18 protein-coding genes are annotated in these 17184 nt (G+C 63.3%); 12 read left to right on the top strand and 6 right to left on the bottom strand.

All coding sequences use genetic code 11. The features are described 5' to 3' along the window. Together NKI01_RS30140 and NKI01_RS30135 are read left to right on the top strand one after the other, a co-directional pair. On the top strand, positions 1–884 hold an 884-nt coding region (locus tag NKI01_RS30140), incomplete at its 5' end, for a DUF930 domain-containing protein (protein ID WP_352965735.1). A gap of 166 nt (positions 885–1050) precedes the next feature. Then, complete coding sequence (locus NKI01_RS30135) at positions 1051–1851, top strand: class I SAM-dependent methyltransferase (protein WP_352965732.1); 801 nt, start codon at positions 1051–1053, stop codon at positions 1849–1851. A gap of 109 nt (positions 1852–1960) precedes the next feature. Here NKI01_RS30135 and NKI01_RS30130 read toward each other — a convergent pair whose 3' ends face one another. From NKI01_RS30130 to NKI01_RS30115, 4 genes are all read right to left on the bottom strand, one after another. After that, the gene (locus NKI01_RS30130; RefSeq protein ID WP_352481678.1) at positions 1961–2536 is read right to left on the bottom strand and encodes a dihydrofolate reductase family protein; all 576 of its coding nucleotides are present in this window, start codon (positions 2534–2536) and stop codon (positions 1961–1963) included. Between the two features lie 101 nt (positions 2537–2637). Continuing rightward, positions 2638–3171, bottom strand: a complete 534-nt coding sequence (locus NKI01_RS30125) for an SRPBCC family protein (RefSeq protein WP_352481679.1) — start codon at positions 3169–3171, stop codon at positions 2638–2640. Further along, positions 3168–3557 (bottom strand): ArsR/SmtB family transcription factor, encoded by a 390-nt coding sequence (locus tag NKI01_RS30120; RefSeq protein ID WP_352481715.1) that lies wholly within the window; start codon positions 3555–3557, stop codon positions 3168–3170. Before NKI01_RS30120 ends, NKI01_RS30125 begins: the two co-directional genes overlap by 4 nt. Positions 3558–3702: 145 nt before the next feature. Continuing rightward, positions 3703–4338 (bottom strand): ankyrin repeat domain-containing protein, encoded by a 636-nt coding sequence (locus tag NKI01_RS30115; RefSeq protein WP_352856364.1) that lies wholly within the window; start codon positions 4336–4338, stop codon positions 3703–3705. 229 nt (positions 4339–4567) lie between these two features. Between NKI01_RS30115 and NKI01_RS30110 the strand changes: the two genes are divergently transcribed. After that, positions 4568–5422 (top strand): aldo/keto reductase, encoded by an 855-nt coding sequence (locus tag NKI01_RS30110; protein WP_352965729.1) that lies wholly within the window; start codon positions 4568–4570, stop codon positions 5420–5422. A 120-nt stretch (positions 5423–5542) separates the two neighbouring features. Here the strand turns inward: NKI01_RS30110 and NKI01_RS30105 are convergent, their stop codons facing one another. Together NKI01_RS30105 and NKI01_RS30100 are read right to left on the bottom strand one after the other, a co-directional pair. After that, the gene (locus tag NKI01_RS30105; RefSeq protein WP_352965726.1) at positions 5543–7798 is read right to left on the bottom strand and encodes an alpha/beta fold hydrolase; all 2256 of its coding nucleotides are present in this window, start codon (positions 7796–7798) and stop codon (positions 5543–5545) included. A 324-nt stretch (positions 7799–8122) separates the two neighbouring features. After that, entirely contained in the window at positions 8123–8428 is a 306-nt protein-coding gene (locus NKI01_RS30100) for a hypothetical protein (protein ID WP_023722367.1), read from the bottom strand. A 236-nt stretch (positions 8429–8664) separates the two neighbouring features. On the opposite strand from NKI01_RS30100, the gene NKI01_RS30095 reads away from it, so the two are divergent. The 9 genes from NKI01_RS30095 (at position 8665) to NKI01_RS30055 (ending at position 16832) form a co-directional block, all read left to right on the top strand. Beyond that, a complete protein-coding gene (locus tag NKI01_RS30095) occupies positions 8665–9957 on the top strand; it encodes an Nramp family divalent metal transporter (protein ID WP_023722368.1) in 1293 nt (430 codons plus the stop codon). Positions 9958–10679: 722 nt separating this feature from the next. Next, positions 10680–11237, top strand: a complete 558-nt coding sequence (gene msuE, locus NKI01_RS30090; RefSeq protein WP_023722369.1) for an FMN reductase — start codon at positions 10680–10682, stop codon at positions 11235–11237. Between the two features lie 52 nt (positions 11238–11289). Then, a complete protein-coding gene (locus tag NKI01_RS30085; RefSeq protein WP_352494425.1) occupies positions 11290–12654 on the top strand; it encodes an LLM class flavin-dependent oxidoreductase in 1365 nt (454 codons plus the stop codon). Between the two features lie 40 nt (positions 12655–12694). Continuing rightward, a complete protein-coding gene (locus tag NKI01_RS30080) occupies positions 12695–13543 on the top strand; it encodes an ABC transporter permease (RefSeq protein WP_023722371.1) in 849 nt (282 codons plus the stop codon). Positions 13544–13603: 60 nt separating this feature from the next. Beyond that, positions 13604–14602, top strand: a complete 999-nt coding sequence (locus tag NKI01_RS30075; RefSeq protein ID WP_023722372.1) for an ABC transporter substrate-binding protein — start codon at positions 13604–13606, stop codon at positions 14600–14602. A gap of 32 nt (positions 14603–14634) precedes the next feature. Then, complete coding sequence (locus tag NKI01_RS30070) at positions 14635–15396, top strand: ABC transporter ATP-binding protein (protein ID WP_352965722.1); 762 nt, start codon at positions 14635–14637, stop codon at positions 15394–15396. A gap of 174 nt (positions 15397–15570) precedes the next feature. Further along, positions 15571–16200 carry a BA14K family protein gene (locus NKI01_RS30065; RefSeq protein ID WP_023722374.1) on the top strand — a complete coding sequence of 210 codons (630 nt, stop codon included), beginning with the start codon at positions 15571–15573 and terminating at the stop codon, positions 16198–16200. 149 nt (positions 16201–16349) lie between these two features. Then, entirely contained in the window at positions 16350–16679 is a 330-nt protein-coding gene (locus NKI01_RS30060) for a DUF2934 domain-containing protein (protein ID WP_023722375.1), read from the top strand. 3 nt (positions 16680–16682) lie between these two features. Beyond that, complete coding sequence (locus tag NKI01_RS30055; protein ID WP_023722376.1) at positions 16683–16832, top strand: hypothetical protein; 150 nt, start codon at positions 16683–16685, stop codon at positions 16830–16832. Positions 16833–17184 lie beyond the last annotated feature (352 nt).

Below are 17184 nucleotides of genomic sequence, written 5' to 3'. Positions count from 1 at the left end.
CCACCGTGCCATGGCCGCTCGCCCTTCAGAGCAAGCGCCGTTCTCTCTCCAAAACTTTTTGCAGAACCTTCAGGACACTATCCCTGCATTTGCTCGCCGCGGCGCTTCTGTTGTCCGCGCTGCCGGTGTCGCCCCCGCAGCCGCAGAAGGAGCAGGCCATCGGGGTGGATCTGGTGCCGCCGCCCAAACCATCGGAGAAAGCCAAACCTCCGCCTCCTGCGAAACCGCCCAAGCCCGAAAAGCCGCCGGAAGCAAAGATCGAGACGCCGGCGCATCCGGAAGCCGGCCCTCAGAGGCCTGTCTTCCAATTCGGCGAGAAGGACGCCGGCCCTCGCAAGTCTCTGGACGGCAACAGTGCGGAGGATAGTTCGGAACAACCGACGGCGCCGCAAGATCCCGATAAACAGGATCTTGCGCAGCCGCCGGACGTGACTGCGGTAGACGGCAAAGACCCGGCTCCGCCGCCTGGCGCATCCGCGTCGCCTAAGCCCAAGCGAGCGGCCAAGGTGCAAAAGCCGCTGAAGCTTGAAGAAGCGAAAAGATTGTTCTCGCAAACAGCAACCGGTGATCCGATCGCGACAACCGCCATGAGAAATGTGCCGCGCCCCGATCGGATCGGTCAGCTCTGCTTCTGGGAAGTGCGCGAACAGTTGCGCCATGCTTCGCCCCCCTACTTTCCTGACGTCTTGCGTCCCTTCAGGTTGAAGGCCGGCAATATCATGCAAGTCTCCAGGACCGAGTTCCGCGCCGGCGGGCAGTGGTACGCTCTGAGCTTTCGTTGCGAGGTCGATCCCGATGCGACAAAAGTCGTGTCGTTCGCCTTCCGTGTTGGAGATCCAGTGCCAGCGCCGCGGACTGCCCGCCAAATAGGTGGCCCAGACTGATCGAGGTCGGCTCGCCGGCCGCATCAAATCCACGATGCCGGCGAAGTCTTCGCGCCCCGGCATCCGTAAGGTGGCTTTCGCCAGCGGCCGCCTCACGGTGGGACGAATGCTCGCCCGCCTTGGCAATCGCTGTGTCGAGGTTTAGCTTATGCTAAGGGAGGGTTCGATGACTTCAAGTTTCAATGTTCACCATGCTGCCGGCTATGAGCAGCTCATGGGTCGCTGGAGCCAAAGGCTCGGGCCGCTGTTCATCGACTTCGCGGGCCTTAAGGACGGCGAAAAGATCCTCGACGTCGGTTGTGGCACCGGCAGCCTGACCTTCGCGCTCGTCAAGGCCGCTGACCTCGGTGAGATCGCCGCGATCGATTTTTCGGCCGTTTTCGTCGAGGAGGCAATCCGGCGCAACACCGACCCGCGGATAAAAATCCGCCAGGCGGATGCCTGCGCTCTGCCCTTTGAGGACGGCGCGTTCGACCGTGCCCTGGCGCTGCTCGTGCTCCATTTCGTGCCCGAAACCGGCAAGGCAGTCGCTGAGATGCGACGCGTCGTGCGGCCGGGCGGCGTGGTCGCGGCGACCGTATGGGACCATCTCGGCGGCATGCCCGGAATGCGCATGATGATCGACACGGTGGCAGTGCTCAGTGAAGGCGGACGCCAGCTGCGCGCCCGCTATTGCACCCAGCCGATGATGCAGCCGGGCGAAATGAAACGGACCTTTGTCGAGCAGGGTCTCCGCGACGTTACGGAGACCGAGCTGATGATCCGCATGGACTACCAAAACTTCGACGATTACTGGGCGCCGATTGCCGCCGGCGAAGGGCCGCTCGGCAAGTATGTGGCCACGCTCGATCCAGAAGAGCGGGCGCGCACCGACGCCGCCATGCGCGACGCCTATGAGGCCGGCCGGCCCGACGGCCCGAGGTCCTTTGCCAATGTCGCCTGGGCCTGCCGCGGTGTCGTTGCCTGACGTTGGCGCTAATGCATGTCGCGCAAAAGTGTGTATCGGTTTGCGATAACGACATGCATAACAAAGAACCTAAAGCGCGTCCCATGAGGCCGATCGAACGCGACGCGCTTTAGCCAATCCCATAGACCAGCCCGACGCGGCCGTCCGACAGCTGCTCAACCTTGCGCAGTTCGAGCCCACGACGATTCTTCGCCGTTCCAAACAGCGCCTTTCCTTCACCGGCGAGCAGCGGATAGACGATCAGCCTGAGTTCATCCACCAGCCCGGCATCGATAAGGCTCGCGGTAATTCGGGCGCCGCCCATAAGGTAGATGTCCTTGCCGGGCTGCTGTTTCAGCGCAGCGATATCCTCGAAATTCCGCACGAAGCGCGTCTTTGGCCAGGCCGCCGAAGTCATTGTGTTCGACAGCACATAATGCGGCGTCTGCGCGGCGAAGCGGGCCCATTCGAGCTCGGCCGGCTTCGGCAATTTGCCGGTCATCGGCAGCGGCTTGTCGGGCTCGTTCTGGATGGCGCTCCAGTAGCGCTCGTAGCCAGCATACATGACGCCGCCAAGCAGGCAGGCATCGATTTGCGGCGTCAGGCCGTATTCCTCAGACCACGCATCGACCCAATCAGCGTAACCCTCGGGTCCCTCCATCTTGCCGTCGACGGAAATTTTCATTCCAGTGATCAATTTACGCATGACTTCCTCCATCAGGCTTGCGGGATGCAAGCACGTTTCGTCGGATCATCGTTGCTTCGTGTGGCTGGCGGCGACCTCAGGGATGGCCGCCGCGAGTTACATCAGGCCGGCAGGCGGCGGTCGTATTCGTCCCGCAGGCGGCTCCAGTCGCCCCAGAACGAGGTCGGTGTCTTACCCGCCAGGCGGGCGGCCAGCAGGTCGAGGTGCACGTGCCAGCCGGCGGTGATGTTGAGCTGGATTGCACGTTCCGGCAGGCGCCGATGGACGACGGTGAGCAGCACATCGCTACCCTTCGCCTCCAGCAGGAAGGAGACGCCGCCGGTATTTCCCCAGGTGATGGAAAGCTTGCGCGGCGGATCGAGTTCGGTGATCCGGCCCTCCATCCGATGCTCTTCGGGGAAGCCCGCGGGGCGCTGGCCAGGCGGGTCGGTCAGCTCGTCGTTACGCCAGACGAACTCGAACGAGCTGCCGGCCTTCATTTCCATCTGGCCTGCGGCCATCCATTGCCGTCGCAAGTCACTCTCGGTGAGATAGGCCCAGACGCGCTCGATGGGGCCGGGCAAAAGGCGCTGGATGGTGAACGTGGCGGGCTCGGTCAGCTCGCCATAGGCGCCGATGGTTCTCATCTGGTTCATTGCTCGTCTCCTTCTTTCGGATTGGGCGATTTCCTGGGCTCATCCTGGGCTTTGCGTGCGTCCTCTTCGCGAAGAAGGCGTTCGAGAACATCGAGACGACCGGTCCAGAAGCGCTCGTAGAAGCTGAGCCACTGATGGGCGCTGGCCAGCGGTCCAGGGGCTAGTCGGCACAGATGCGTGCGGCCCCTCACCTCTCGACGAATAAGCCCTGCGTTCTCCAGCGCCTTGATGTGCTTGGAGGCGGCCGCGAGCGACATCACGAAGGGTTCCGCCAGCTGGCTTACCGTTTTCTCGCCATCGGCGAGATCGCGAAGCATGTGCCGGCGGGTGGCGTCGCCAAGGGCGTGAAAAACCGCGTCCATCTGGGATGTCTCTAATTCAACCATGTAGTTGAATATAGGCGCACGCTTTGAGATAGTCAACCGTTTGGTTGAATAATTTATGTGAAGCGCTGCGGGGCTGTTTGCGCCATCGGGCGCGTCGACGTGACGGGAGATACGGACGCGCCCCGCGACAGTAAGGGCGAGGCCCTTATTTGCCTTCGAAGAAAGCGTGGATCGCGGCTTCCAGCTTTTCGATAAGCTGAGGGTTGTGGCAGCTGCCAGCCCAGATCAGGGCGTTTAGCCTCATCTCCTTGTTGATAAAGCTCACCTTCCCACAATCCAGCAGGTATTCCGCGATCTCGTAGTGCCGCCCCTTGATAGCCTCGATGAGCGCGTTGTTTCTCCCCGTCTTGTCGGTCAGATTTACTTCCGCGCCATTCTCCACGAGCAACTTGACGACTTCGAGATGCCCGTTCTTCGCCGCCTCGATAAGAGCCGTTCTGCCGTAGTAGTCAGCTCGCGCGTTGATCTCTATTTGGGGGTGTTTCACCAGGGCTGAGATACACGCGTAATGTCCCCTGGCGGACGCAAGGCTCAAGGGCGTGCTCTTCCACTTGTTTCTGGAATTCACGTCGATTTCCGGGTCTTCGATCAGCGCCTCCACCACAGCTGTGTGGTCATTGAGGGCTGAAAGGTGAAGTGCAGACCAGCCGCCATCGTCCGGCTGATTGATATCGGCGCCAGCCGCCAATTCCGATCGAACCGCCTCCGCATCGCCGTTTTCTGCCGCGACCAGCAGAGGCGACCAGTCTCTTGCCCCTTCGGCTTCCAAGCTGTTGGTCAACGCAGTCGCCTCCTCGGATAGTCGATAGAATACCACATTATCCGCGATAATGGCGGCTCCTGTACTGGAGTCCAATGGGTCAAAAGCTGGAACGCTGTCGGCCCGAACGGACATCGAGATCAGCGCTTCACGTCCGTCTCCTCACATTCTCCTGATATTGACTCGCTTTGGCGGTCATCCAGACTAGATAGAGCGTGCGCCGGGCGGAACGATGCAGAAGGACGTGAACATGCCTGAACAGATTACCCTGAATAGACCTGAACAGATCAGATTGAACGACGGCTCCGCCATTCCGCAAATCGGCCTTGGCGTATGGCAGGTCGATCCAGCCATCACGGCCAAGGTGGTGCGCTGGGGGATCGAGGCCGGCTACAGGCTGATCGATACCGCCGAAGGCTATCAGAACGAGGAAGGTGTCGGGCAGGCGATCCGCTCGGCCGGCGTGCCGAGAAGCGAGTTGTTCATTACCTCGAAACTGCGCAACGGCGCGCATCAGCGCGACGCCGCCTTGCGCGCCTTCGACGAGACGATGAGCAAGCTCGGCATCGAACAGATCGACCTGTTCCTGATCCACTGGCCGGTGCCCAGCCAGGACAGATATGTCGAGGCGTGGAAGACGCTGATCGAACTCAGGCAATCAGGCCGCATAAAGTCGATCGGCGTTTCGAACTTCAACCAGGACCATCTCGAACGGATCATCGGCGAGACCGGCGTCACGCCTACCATCAACCAGATCGAGCTCCACCCCCGCTTCCAGCAGCGTGACAAACGCGAATTTCATGACAGGCACAACATCCGCATCGAGAGCTGGAGCCCGCTGGGCAGCGGCCGGCTGTTGAGCGATCCGACGCTTGAAAGCATTGCCAGGAAACACGGCAAGTCGGTGGCGCAGACGATCGTCAGGTGGCATCTTCAGGAAGGGCTGATCGTCATTCCAAAGTCGATCCACCAGGACCGCATCGCCGCCAATTTCGACGTCTTCGATTTCGAGCTGGAAGCGAAAGACCTCGAGCTTATCCGGGGCATGGATTCGCCCGACGGCCGCTCCGGCCCGAACCCCGCTACGGCCGCATTCCTGTTCTGAGGGCCGACAGTGAAGCTGCCGATCTCCCCCCTTGTGGGGAGATGTCCGGCAGGACAGAGGGGGGGCGCTGTCCCGCCGGCCTATTGAACTCTCCGGCTCATATCCCAACCCAGCGGGACCTCAGGCAGCCGGTTCACTGACGGAAAAAAGCTGCAGGCTGCCGGGAACACCTACAAGCTCCATCTCGCCATGCTCTTCAAAAGCCAGGCCGGAACCGGCCACGAGATCACGAACCGTGCGCGACGCGATGATCTCGCCCGGTCCGGCAACGTCGAGCAGATGTGATGCCAGTTGAATTGCAACACCGGCGAAGTCGTCTCCGCGCCTTTCGCATTCGCCAATATGGACTGCCGCGCGAACCTGAAGGTCTAACCTCTTCATTCGACGACGGACCGCGATTGCACATTGGATCGCCCGCGTTGGTCGCAGAAATACCGCGAGAAACCCGTTTCCGGTGCGGCTGATTTCCTGACCGTTAGCAAGATGCAATTCGTTGCGTATCTCGTCGTCGTGTCGCTGCATCAGATCGCGCCGCGCCCGGTCGCTAGCGTTGACGGGAGCCGGCGGCAACCCGACGATTTCCATGTGCAGCACCGTCACAAGCACGCGCTCGCTCGACGTTGCCGGCAGCGAGCCGGTGACAAAAGCCTGGATCTCGTCGACCAAACGATCGGAATTCTCCCCCCAGATTACGTGATCACGGCCGGCAAGCTCAATGTATCTGGCGCCTTCGATATGCGTTGCCAGGTAGCGCCCCTCTTCCGGTTTTACCCAGCGGTCGCCCGCCGTCTGCACGATCAGTGTCGGGACGTGAACGGTTGGGAGAAGGGCGCGAACATCGATTTCAGTGCCCCAGCGCCAGAGCGCGACCGCGTCGGCAGGCGAGGCTGAATTCCTAAGATAGGCGGCGAACCATTCTCTCTCGAAACTGTCGTTCATCAGGCTGGGCGCGGCGTTGCTCATGTCCGCCGGCTCCCCCCACTGTCTCTCGACGGCGGTCAGATCTTCTTCTACCTGCTCGCTTGTCCTTGCCCATGGATAATCCGGCGACCATCGGCCGCTGGCATAGGTTCCGTTGAGCACGACAGCCGCTGTTCGTTCGGGATAGGTCGCCGCGAAAAGCATGCACATAGGCCCCCCTTCGGAGCTGCCGAACAGAACCGTTCGCATTGATCCGACCGCATCCAACACCGCTCGCATGTCTTCCATCCGCTCTTCCAGCGTTGGCAAACCAACATTGCGATCGGACAGTCCGGTGCCTCGCTTGTCCATACGGATCAGGCGGGCAAAGGAACCGAGACGCTGGAGCATATGCGCCAGCCGCGGCGATGACCAGGCAAGGTCGAGGTTGGAGACCCACCCAGGCACATAGATCAGGTCGACCGGCCCGTCGCCGGTTACCTGATAGGCGATGTTGATTCCGGCCGATTTGACATAGTGGGTCGCGGGGCGCATCGGCTCGGCCCGGGACGCCGGCCGCTCACCTGTTCGGGCTGCCGACGTTGGCGGTGTCTGGGAAGGCGACACCGAGGCGGCTATCCGGGTAGCGGCTTGCGGCGTCACGCGGCGCGTCCGCAGGTCATCATAGAGTTGCCGGGTCTCCGGCTCGGGCTGCAAGCGGAGCTGCAGTTGCAGCACATCACGGCAGCGCTCATACTGTTTCAGCGCGAGGTTAAAGCGGCCCTGGGCGGCATAGGTCCGCATCAGGGCTCGGTGGATATCCTCCCGTAAGGGCTCCAAAGCCAGCAGGCGCACCGCCGCCCGCAGGCATGATGGAAGATCATTCGTTGCCGAATAGTGCGCGACGAGCTTCTCCAGCACGATGGTTGCGATTGCCCTCAATCGCTCGCGCTCCACTCTGAGCCAATCTTCGAACGGCTCCTCCTTCAGGCCGAACCCGTCCAGGAGGTCGCCACGATAGACGACGAGCGCTTGCTCGAGTTGCTCCGGGTCGGAGCCGGCGGCCAGCGACTCGAACCGCGCGACGTCGAAATCAAGATCGTCGAGATTGAGCGTAATGCTGTCGCCGTCGCTCAGAAACCTTTCGCCATCGGATGCGCCCATTCCTTTCCTTATGGCGGATAGGGCCTGTCGAAGGTTCATTCGGGCCTGGGTTTGGCTGTTGCCGCCCCACAAAAGCGCGGCGAGCTTCTCGCGCGATTGGGAGTGTCCGGATTGGAGGGCGAGATAAGCCAGCATGGCGCGAGCCTTGCGGCTGAAAACCGGGGCCACCGCTCCTCCGGCAAAGTCAAAGCCGCCTAACAGACAGAGATGAGGGTGCGCCATCGGATCCGCCACAGCCACAGCTTCTTTGCGATCCTTTCCTGTACTTGCCTCTATTTCAACCGTCATTTCGCCCGGCCTGGTGTTTTTCACGAATCCTTCACGCTGGCTCCACCGCGTTTCTCACGACGCAGGGAAGACAAGTGTCGGGAGACTGGTATCTCAGGAGGACGCTGTGCTACCCCCGACGGAATGGCCCATCTGGCATGATGATTCAAGGCAGGACCCGCAGCCGCGCGGCGGGCCACTGCGCCACGACATTGCGCTCGCGCGCTATCTTGAGAACCAGCGGGCCCGCCGGGCGTCAATGATCCAGGGGTTCGATTTCCGGACCGCCGCGGTCAGCTTGCGCGCACTTTTGGCGAATGCGGGTGGCCGTGGATATCGGCTCTTGGAGGTCCTGGGCATTCGGCCCTTTCATATCCCCGAGCCATCCACCAGCGGCACATCTTCGCCTTCCCACGGGCTCGGCATTGAGCCTTTGCTGAGATTGGCCGACGGCAGCGGCATCCAGCACTTCAGTTCGGGTTCGGCATATTCGACGATGCGTCCTGGAGACGAATCGGAAGCGCGCCAGCCTTCGCTGCCGAACTGATCGGCGCGGGCCCAGTAAGCCATGTCGACCTCGGCCGGCCCCTGTTCGGAAGGCCGAACCGTGACAAGGATTCTGCTGCCGTCCCTTGGCGCGCTCGACATGTGGCGCCACTGATCGGGCTCGTCCATTGCACTTCCTCCTGCGATCTTCGCCTCGCGCGGATAGTCGCTTCGCGTTCGGAAGCGGTCAACCCGAACTTTTTTGCCTGAGGCAAAATCCCTGCCCCGTCGTCGAGGAACAAGTCATGGCGCGCCGGGTTTGGGCAAGTTGTTGAAGGAAGCAAAATGAGACCAGCGCGCCGACCGATCGTTAGCATTGTTGCATGGCAGGCCGCGCCCTTCGTTCCCAACCCGGTCCGATCGCAATGAGGCAGGCCGGTTCCGATCGTTCCACCCCACCGGAGGAGGGTAAAGGCGGCATAGGCCGCGCGCTCGGCCTCGGCCTGATAACAGGGGCGGCCGACGACGATTGTTCCGCGATAGGCACCTATGCCAGCGCCGGCGCCCGTTTCGGACCCGACCTGCTTTGGACGGCTCCGGTGACGTTGCCGATGATGTACGCGGTCGTCTACCTGTCGTCGAAGCTCGGCCAGGTATCGGGGCGCGGATTGTTCCACGTCATCAAGGACTTTTACCCGCGGTGGCTGCTCTGGTCGGTGCTTTTGGGTGTGCTCGTCGGCAACACCATCGAGGCAGCGGCGGATCTCGGTGGAATGGCCGCGGCGATCAACATATTCGTGCCGCTTCCCATTCCGCTGATCGTGCTGTTCGTCGCCGCCCTCATCTTCGCCCTCCAGGTCTTCGGCTCCTATACTTTGATCCGCAACATCTTTCGCTGGCTGGCGCTGGCGCTGCTCGCCTATGTCGGTGCCGCCATTCTGGCCAAGCCGGACGCCGCGGCGGTGCTGCGCGGGACGCTGCTCCCCAGGATCGAATTCAACCGTGAGTTCCTGTCGATCCTGGTCGCCATCATCGGCACGACGCTGTCCGCCTATCTCTACACGTGGCAGTCCAATGAGGAGGTCGAGGAGGAGATTGCCCAGGGGCGGACAACGCTCAGGGAAAGGAAGGGCGCCACCGACAGCGAACTCCGTCGCTCTCGCCGGGACATCCTCATCGGCATGATGTTTTCAAATCTCATCATGTATTTCATCATCCTGTCGACGGGTGCTACGCTCTACAAGGCGGGCCACCACGATATCGACACGGCCGCGCAGGCGGCGGAGGCGCTGCGGCCGCTCGCCGGCCAGGCCGCAAGCGTTCTGTTCGCCGCAGGCGTGATTGGCGTCGGTTTCCTCGCGGTTCCTGTCATGACCACCGGCGCTGCCTATGATGTGGCGCAAGCCATCGGCTGGAAAAACAGCCTGCACGCCCGGGCTCGAGAGGCGCCCAAATTTTATCTCGCCATCGGATTTTTTACCGCGATCGCCGCCGGCCTCAACTTCCTTGGCTTCAATCCGATGAAGGCGCTGGTCTGGTCCGGCATCGTTCAAGGCTTCTCGACGCCGCCCTTGCTGCTGCTCATCATGCTGATGACGAACAACCGCAGGATCATGGGCGACCAGGTGAACAGCCGCAGCACCAACATACTCGGTTGGGCAACGACCGCCGCTATTTTCTCGGCGACGATCGGCCTGGTGGCGACCTGGTTCATGTGATCCGGCGGAAGCAAAGCGACGCCGCCGGTTGGATTACCCGTTCCCGCTTGCGGATTGTCCCAGCTTTGCCGGTCTTGGAAATTCCACAACGTCGCCCGTGGGCCGCTTGTATTGCGCCGCGACAATTGCATCGATCAGGAGATCCAGAGCCGCACGAGCCGTGCGGCTCGTCTCGTCCTCGCCGCTCAAATAATGGCAGGCTCGTTCGAGGTGGAGGTGTGCGGCGGCAAAGTCGCTTGTCATAGGCTTCTCCCTGTTGCCCGCCGGCCGGCAAGATGACCGCCTCGATTTACCCAAAAGCAAATATCCACAGCCGGATTTGAATCAAATTGGCCTGACTCGCCACATGCCGCGGACCCCACGCCAGCACCTTGGCCTGTGCCCGCGCCGCGTCCTCTCCGAGGGCCGCTAGGCCATCCAGGATCGTGGCATCAGGACATGGTTCCCCGACGTCGCGCCGGAGCGCCCGAGGGCGACTTGCCTGATATGTCCGGCCAGCTGTTCATGCGCTCTGTCCGACGCGCTGCGCTATCGCGGCTGCAGGCGCTGCAGCGATCTTTCAGCGCGGTACGGCGCGTTGAATGAACCAATTGCCGGCGATGTGCCGCAAACTCAGTTCGCTCACCGTCCTGCTTTTGAAATTTTCTGGCTCTTTTAATTCTACAAACTCTCTAGACTTAACATAGATCGCTTGAAGTGGAGCGCTTGAGAGGGAGCTAGGAATGTCGAAAAAGCTCGTGGTGGGGCTGTCGGGCAATTTGACCCGGCCATCGAAGACCAAGGCGTTCGTCAGCCACATTGTCGGACAGGCCGCCGAAAGCATTGGCGCGGCCTCGGCCGTCTTCGACATCGAGGATCTCGGCGCGTCCCTGCCGCAGGCGAGGCGCCTCGGCGACCTCGACCCGGCGGCGCGCAACATCGTCGAACGGCTGCTAGGCGCCGACATCCTGGTGGCCGGCTCGCCGACTTTCAAAGGCAGCTATACCGGGCTTTTCAAGCATTTCTTCGACCTGCTCGATCCGTCATCGCTGAGGGGCAAGCCCGTCATCCTCGCCGCGACCGGCGGCGGCGAGCGCCATTCGCTGATCGTCGAGCACCAGCTGCGGCCGCTGTTCGGCTTCTTCGAGGCGCTGACCGTGCCGACCGCGATCTACGCCTCCGACAAGGACTTTGCCAATGGCGTGCTGGTGTCGGACGCGATCCATGCCCGCGCCCGGCAGGCGGTCGCCGAGGCATGCCGGGTAACCGGAGTGCCCTATCGCGTCGGCCTTGCCGCCTGAACGCACTACTGACCCGAGATCCCCTCCCCGACCAATCCAGGAGCACGCCGCGATGACCAGATCCAAGAAATCCAGGCAGATCAAACTGGGCGCTTTCCTGCCCGGCGGCGGACAGCATATCGCCGCCTGGCGTCACCCCGAGGCGCCGGCCGACGGTGCCACCAATTTCGAGTTCCACAAGCAGCTTGCCCTGACCGCCGAGCGCGGCCTGTTCGACGCCTATTTCCTCGCCGACAATCTGACGGTCGGGCTCGGCGCCCGCGAAGGCGGCAATGCCAAGATCGCCGGCTTCGAGCCAGTGACGCTGTTTGCAGCGCTGGCGCCGCTCACCACGCATCTCGGCTTCATCGCCACCGCCTCGACCACCTACGAGGAGCCCTACACGCTCGCCCGCAAATTCGCCTCGCTCGATCATCTGTCGAATGGCCGCGCCGGCTGGAACGTCGTCACCTCGGCCGGCGACGAAACCGCGCGCAATTTCAATCGTGATACCCAGCCTGCCCACGCCGAGCGCTATACCCGCGCGCATGAGCATGTCGAGACGGTCAAGGCGCTGTGGGACAGCTGGGAGGACGATGCCTTCATCCGCGACCAGAAATCGGGGCGCTTCTACGACAAGGACAAGCTCCACGACATCGACCACAAGGGCGCGCATTTCAGCGTCAAGGGTCCGCTCAACGTGCCGCGCCCTGTGCAGGGGCACCCGGTGGTGGTGCAGGCGGGGCAATCGGAGGACGGCCGCAAGCTCGCCGCCCACTCGGCGGAAGTCATCTTCACCGCCCATCAGAACCTGGCGTCGGCGCAGGAATTCTACCGCGACATCAAGGCCCGCGTGGCGGCCGTCGGCCGCGATCCCGAGCAGGTGCTGATCATGCCCGGCGTAGCACCCTTCGTCGGCCGTACCGAAGAAGAAGCGCGCGCCAAATACCAGCAGCTGAACGATCTCATCCTGCCCGAAGACGGCGTCGCCCTGCTCAACGGGCTGGCAGGCCAGACGCTCGACATCAGGGGCTATCCGCTCGACGGCCCGCTGCCGCCGAGCAAGGAAACCGAAGGCATGAAGAGCCGCCAGGCGCTGATCCGCCAGATTGCCGACGAGCACAACTTCACCATCCGCCAGCTCTACCAATGGGTGGCGACGGCCCGCGGCCATTACACCGTCATCGGCAGCGCAGTGCAGGTCGCCGACCAGTTGGAGGAATGGTTCGGCAACGAAGCCGCCGACGGCTTCAACATCCTGCCGCCCTGGCTGCCCGGCGGGCTCGACGACTTCGTCGAGCTGGTGATCCCCGAACTGCAGCGCCGCGGCCTGTTCCGCACCGCCTATGAAGGCAGGACGCTGCGCGAGAACCTCGGCCTCAGGCGGCCTGAAAACCCGTGGACCGCCGCCCGCTCGGCCGTGCTGGCCGCCGAATAATCCCGAGAAGCCCACTACCCTCGAAGCGAGAGGCAAGACGATGACCTTGCAGCACATCGAACAGGCCGCCAGCCTCGGCACGCGTGACGGCACGACAAGCCTGGGCACGGACTTCCTGCGCCTCGGCGGCCGGGCAGGCATCCGCTTCCTGTCGCGCTACGGCGCCCTCATCGCTTTCCTCGCAATCTGGCAAGTGTCGAGCAGCGCCGGGTGGGTCAACACGGCCGTGCTGCCGCCGATCGACATGATTGTCGCGGCACTTTGGAAGGGGTTGGCCGGCGGCACTCTGCTCGGTGACATCGCCATCAGCCTGCAGCGCGCTGGTCTCGCCTTCGCGGCCGCCGTGCTGGTCGCCATCCCGCTTGGCCTGTTCATGGGCCAGGTGCGCGCGGTCGAGACCGCGCTCGATCCCATCCTGCAGGTCTTCCGCCAGACCTCGGCGCTGGCGCTCTATCCCGTATTCATCCTGCTGCTTGGGCTCGGCGAAGCCTCCAAGGTGTTCGTCATCTTCTGGGCGACGCTGTTCCCGCTGCTGCTCAACACCATCGGCGGCGTCAAGCAGGTCGATCCGAAACTGCTGGAGATGGCCCGCGTCTATGGCGCCAGGCAGCTCACCGTCTTCCGCCGCGTCGTGCTGCCCGGTGCCGTGCCCTCGATCTTCGTTGGGCTGAGGCTCAGCGCCACCACGGCGCTGCTGCTGTTGATCGCCTCCGAAATGATCGGCGCCAATAAGGGCATCGGCTTCCAGGTGATGAACGCGCAGTACAATTTCCAGATCCCGCTGATGTTTGCGGCAATCGTCATCCTCGCCGGCCTCGGCCTGATCGCCAACCAGGCGCTGGTCAGCCTGCAGCGGCGGCTCTGCCGCTGGAGCAATGCCGTCGACTGACCACCCCTTCGCCATCTCCCAACCAGGCCAAGCCAGGCCAGAACCAAGGAAGACCGGACCATGAAAATCACTCGCCGTTCCCTGCTTGCCGGCGCGCCCTTTGCCGCCGGCCTTCTCGCCGCCGGCCTGCCGCGCCTCGCCTTTGCCGAAGCGGCACCCGTCAAGTTCCGCTCCCTCGCCAGCCGCGGCAGCATCTCTCCGCATGAGCTTGCCGGCGAGCTCGGCTATTTCAAAGGCCTCGGTATCGAGGTCGAGAATGTCGGCTATTCCGGCGGCGGCCCGGAATCGCTGTTTGCGCTGGCCTCCGGGAGCGTCGATATCGGCTCGGCCGCAACCGCCGCCGTGATCAATTCGATCTCCGGCGGCAACGACTTCGTCGCCGCCTATCCGAGCAACGGCATCAACGGCAAGGTGCGAAGCGTCTTCTACGTGCTCGACGACAGCCCGATCAAATCGATCGCCGACATTGCCGGCAAGACAATCGCCGTCAACACGCTCGGCGCCCATCTCGACTACACCGTGCGCGAGGCGCTGCACAGCGTCGGCCTGTCGCCGGACGCCGCCAATCTCGTCGTCGTGCCCGGACCGCAACTCGAACAGACCTTGCGCTCCCGCCAGGTCGACATCGCGGCGCTCGGCTACTGGCAGGCGACCTTTGCCGGCGCGCTGGTCGACAATGGCGGCGTGCGTGGCGTGTTCAACGACACCGACGTGCTGGGCGAACTGGCCGGCGGCTTCGTCGTGCTCAGGCGCGACTTCATCGCCGCGCATCCCGACGCCGCCCGCAATTTCGTCGAGCAATCGGCGCGCGCCTCCGACTGGTCGCTGCAGAACCCCGACGAAGCGCGCAAGGTGCTCGCGACAATCCTCGACAAGCGCGGCGAAAACGGCGAGCTGGCGCGCTACTGGACCGGCTTCGGGCTGCGCCAGGGGGCCAAGGCGACGGACCGCGACATCGACTTCTGGGTCAGCGTGCTCGAGCGCGACGGTCGCCTGCCAAAGGGTAAGCTGAAGGCAACAGACATCCTCTACCGGCCCGGCGAAACCAAGACCAACTGACAAGGCCAACCGGCAGCTGGGAGACGAGCGCGATGAGCAGCACAAGCGGCGGTGAGGTCAGCATACGCGACCTGTCCAAATCGTTCAGCATCGGCGGGCGCTCGCTTGCCGTGCTGAGGACCCTCAACCTCGACATCCGCTCGGGCGAATGCCTGGTCATCGTCGGCGCCAGCGGATCTGGCAAGACCACGCTGCTGCGCATTCTTGCCGGGCTGGAGGCCGCCGACAGCGGCGGCGTCGCCATCAACGGCAAGCCGGTGCACGGCGTCGGCGCCGAGCGCGCGGTGATCTTCCAGGAACCGCGCCTGCTGCCCTGGCTGACCGTGCTCGGCAATGTCGCCTTCGGCCTCGAAGTGCGCGGCGTGCCGAAGGCCGAGGCCGAGGAACGGGCGCGCTTCTATATCGCGCTCGTCGGCCTCGCCGAATTCGGCGATGCTTTCCCGAGGCAGCTGTCGGGCGGCATGGCGCAGCGCGTCGGCATCGCCCGCGCCTTGACCGTGCAGCCCGAAATCCTGCTGCTCGACGAGCCGCTGGGCGCGCTTGACGCGATGACCAAGATCGGCATGCAGGAGGAACTGGCGCGCATTTGGAGCGAGGAGAACGTCACCATGGTGATGGTGACGCACGACCTCGAGGAAGCGATCTACCTGGCCGACAGGGTGCTGATCCTGCCCAAGGAGAAAGGCGGCGCGGCGCGGCTGATCGACATCGACCTGCCCCGCCCGCGCGAGCGCAGCGAAAGCCGCTTCGTACGCTACCGCGAAGAACTGCTGCGCGAATTCGGCCTGCACTGAAAGGCCCCCTACGCGATCTTGGGTTCCTCGCCCCGCAAAGCGGGGAGAGGTGGCTCGGCGATGCCGAGACGGAGAGGGGTCTTCCTTTTTTGAAATCCTCTCCCCCCGCGCTCTTTCCTGGAACCGGATTCCCCGCCCCCGCATTTCCTTAACCGGGAGGCGAAGGAGCGCGGCATGAAAGCTTTGTTCGCAATCTTTGGCGGCTTCGTCCTGACGCTCGCCGTATTCGCCAGCGGCCTCGCATTCGCCACCTGGCTATTGATAGCCAAGCCGGTGCGGCCGCCCGCCCCGGTCTCCAGCGTCGCCGAACTGTGGGCCAAGGATCCGCGCCCGGTAAACCCGGCCTCGCAGCGCCTCGAGCGCCTCCCGGCCCGCCCGGTTCCCGTTCGCACCTCGGAAGTTGATCGCAGCTCGAAACCCGCCGACACCGCCGCAGCTTCGACACCCGACACCACCGGCTCCATCAAGCCGGCGGTGGAAGAGCAGCAGACGCTGCCCGCCGCCCATGTCGAATGGTGCGCCAGCCGCTACCGCTCCTACAGGCCAGGCGACAACCGCTACACATCCTACAGCGGCCAACAGCGCCCCTGCATATCGCCCTATCTCGACGCCGCCGATGACGGCAGCTACGTCGAGGCGAGCGATACGTCGTCAGTGGAGGGCTACCCGCCACCGGATGAACCCGGCGGCGCCGAGTTCTCATCCGACCACGTCCAATACTGCTTCAGCCGCTACCGCTCGTACCGGCCGGAGGACAACAGCTATCAACCGTATTCCGGCGGGCCACGTCGGCAGTGCGAGTAGGCTGGCGCGCCGGATGGCGGGCTAGCGGACCGAAGGGCATGGTGTCTTGTGCGATCCCACCCTCGAGCGGCTAACCAACGATCACGCAAATTTTTTTGGATCGTTCGGATCGGCGCGGCGTTCATCCGACAGGCAAAGGAGGAATTAAGATGGGCGACGAACGGGACGACAAGATTCGTGAGCGCGCATACCAGATCTGGGAACGCGAAGGCGGGATCCATGGCGATCCCGAGCGGCACTGGCACCGGGCTGAGGCCGAGATCGACAGGGAGGCAGCCCTGCCGCTGACGGCAGGCGATGCCCTGCCGGAAACCCGCGAGTTCGCGAGTTCCGACGTCTTGACGGTGGAGGCCCTGGCGGTGCGCACCGGCATATCGGGCGAACAGGCACAGGAGCTGATCGACAGGCTGGGCAACGACCGGGCGGCGATCGAACAAGCCGCGCGCAACCTCAAGGGGAAGCAGCGGCTCGGGGAGTGACAGATGATCAGAAAACTCAAAGACGGAAAATACCGCCTCTATTCGCGCAAGAAGGACGAAAAGACCGGCAAGCGCCGCAATCTCGGGACGTTTGACAGCCGCGAGGCTGCGGAGAAGCACGAACGTGAGGTGCAGTATTTCAAGAAGCATTGAGGCGGCGTTGGGCGTGTTGTCGCTTGCCAGGCAGCCGCGCCGGATGCCTGACGGAACCTGAGCCTGCGAAGACGGCGGCCACGCATCTCTGCGCCGGACAGTTTACGAGAACATGGTGCGTCCAGAAGCAGGTAACGACGCCCATCGCGGTCGCCCGCGGATTTTAGCACGGTATGCAAATTGTTCAGAACCGTACCTGATGCACCTCGCGCAAGCGGCATAAACCTTTCAGTGACGAAGCGTTCGCTTGCAATGTGGGCGATGCCTCCACTCTCATGATTGCTGACAATGGCCTTTGACATAAGCTGCAGCCCGCCGATCCGATCGGCGGTCGAGGCACTTGTACGGCGGA

Source organism: Mesorhizobium sp. M0815, from assembly GCF_040319995.1.
Classification (GTDB): Bacteria; Pseudomonadota; Alphaproteobacteria; order Rhizobiales; family Rhizobiaceae; genus Mesorhizobium.
Note: the sequence above shows the minus strand (reverse complement) of the source record. Positions and strands in the feature narration are given on the sequence as shown.

Excerpts from the sequence above, each read along its gene's own strand:
- NKI01_RS30100 (WP_023722367.1), bottom strand. The coding sequence starts at position 8,428 with ATGGACGAGCCCGATCAGTGGCGCCACATGTCGAGCGCGCCAAGGGAC.
- NKI01_RS30080 (WP_023722371.1), top strand. The coding sequence starts at position 12,695 with ATGACCTTGCAGCACATCGAACAGGCCGCCAGCCTCGGCACGCGTGAC.
- NKI01_RS30120 (WP_352481715.1), bottom strand. The coding sequence starts at position 3,557 with ATGGTTGAATTAGAGACATCCCAGATGGACGCGGTTTTTCACGCCCTT.
- msuE (WP_023722369.1), top strand. The coding sequence starts at position 10,680 with ATGTCGAAAAAGCTCGTGGTGGGGCTGTCGGGCAATTTGACCCGGCCA.
- NKI01_RS30130 (WP_352481678.1), bottom strand. The coding sequence starts at position 2,536 with ATGCGTAAATTGATCACTGGAATGAAAATTTCCGTCGACGGCAAGATG.
- NKI01_RS30070 (WP_352965722.1), top strand. The coding sequence starts at position 14,635 with ATGAGCAGCACAAGCGGCGGTGAGGTCAGCATACGCGACCTGTCCAAA.
- NKI01_RS30065 (WP_023722374.1), top strand. The coding sequence starts at position 15,571 with ATGAAAGCTTTGTTCGCAATCTTTGGCGGCTTCGTCCTGACGCTCGCC.
- NKI01_RS30095 (WP_023722368.1), top strand. The coding sequence starts at position 8,665 with ATGAGGCAGGCCGGTTCCGATCGTTCCACCCCACCGGAGGAGGGTAAA.
- NKI01_RS30125 (WP_352481679.1), bottom strand. The coding sequence starts at position 3,171 with ATGAACCAGATGAGAACCATCGGCGCCTATGGCGAGCTGACCGAGCCC.
- NKI01_RS30110 (WP_352965729.1), top strand. The coding sequence starts at position 4,568 with ATGCCTGAACAGATTACCCTGAATAGACCTGAACAGATCAGATTGAAC.
- NKI01_RS30075 (WP_023722372.1), top strand. The coding sequence starts at position 13,604 with ATGAAAATCACTCGCCGTTCCCTGCTTGCCGGCGCGCCCTTTGCCGCC.
- NKI01_RS30135 (WP_352965732.1), top strand. The coding sequence starts at position 1,051 with ATGACTTCAAGTTTCAATGTTCACCATGCTGCCGGCTATGAGCAGCTC.
- NKI01_RS30055 (WP_023722376.1), top strand. The coding sequence starts at position 16,683 with ATGATCAGAAAACTCAAAGACGGAAAATACCGCCTCTATTCGCGCAAG.
- NKI01_RS30060 (WP_023722375.1), top strand. The coding sequence starts at position 16,350 with ATGGGCGACGAACGGGACGACAAGATTCGTGAGCGCGCATACCAGATC.
- NKI01_RS30085 (WP_352494425.1), top strand. The coding sequence starts at position 11,290 with ATGACCAGATCCAAGAAATCCAGGCAGATCAAACTGGGCGCTTTCCTG.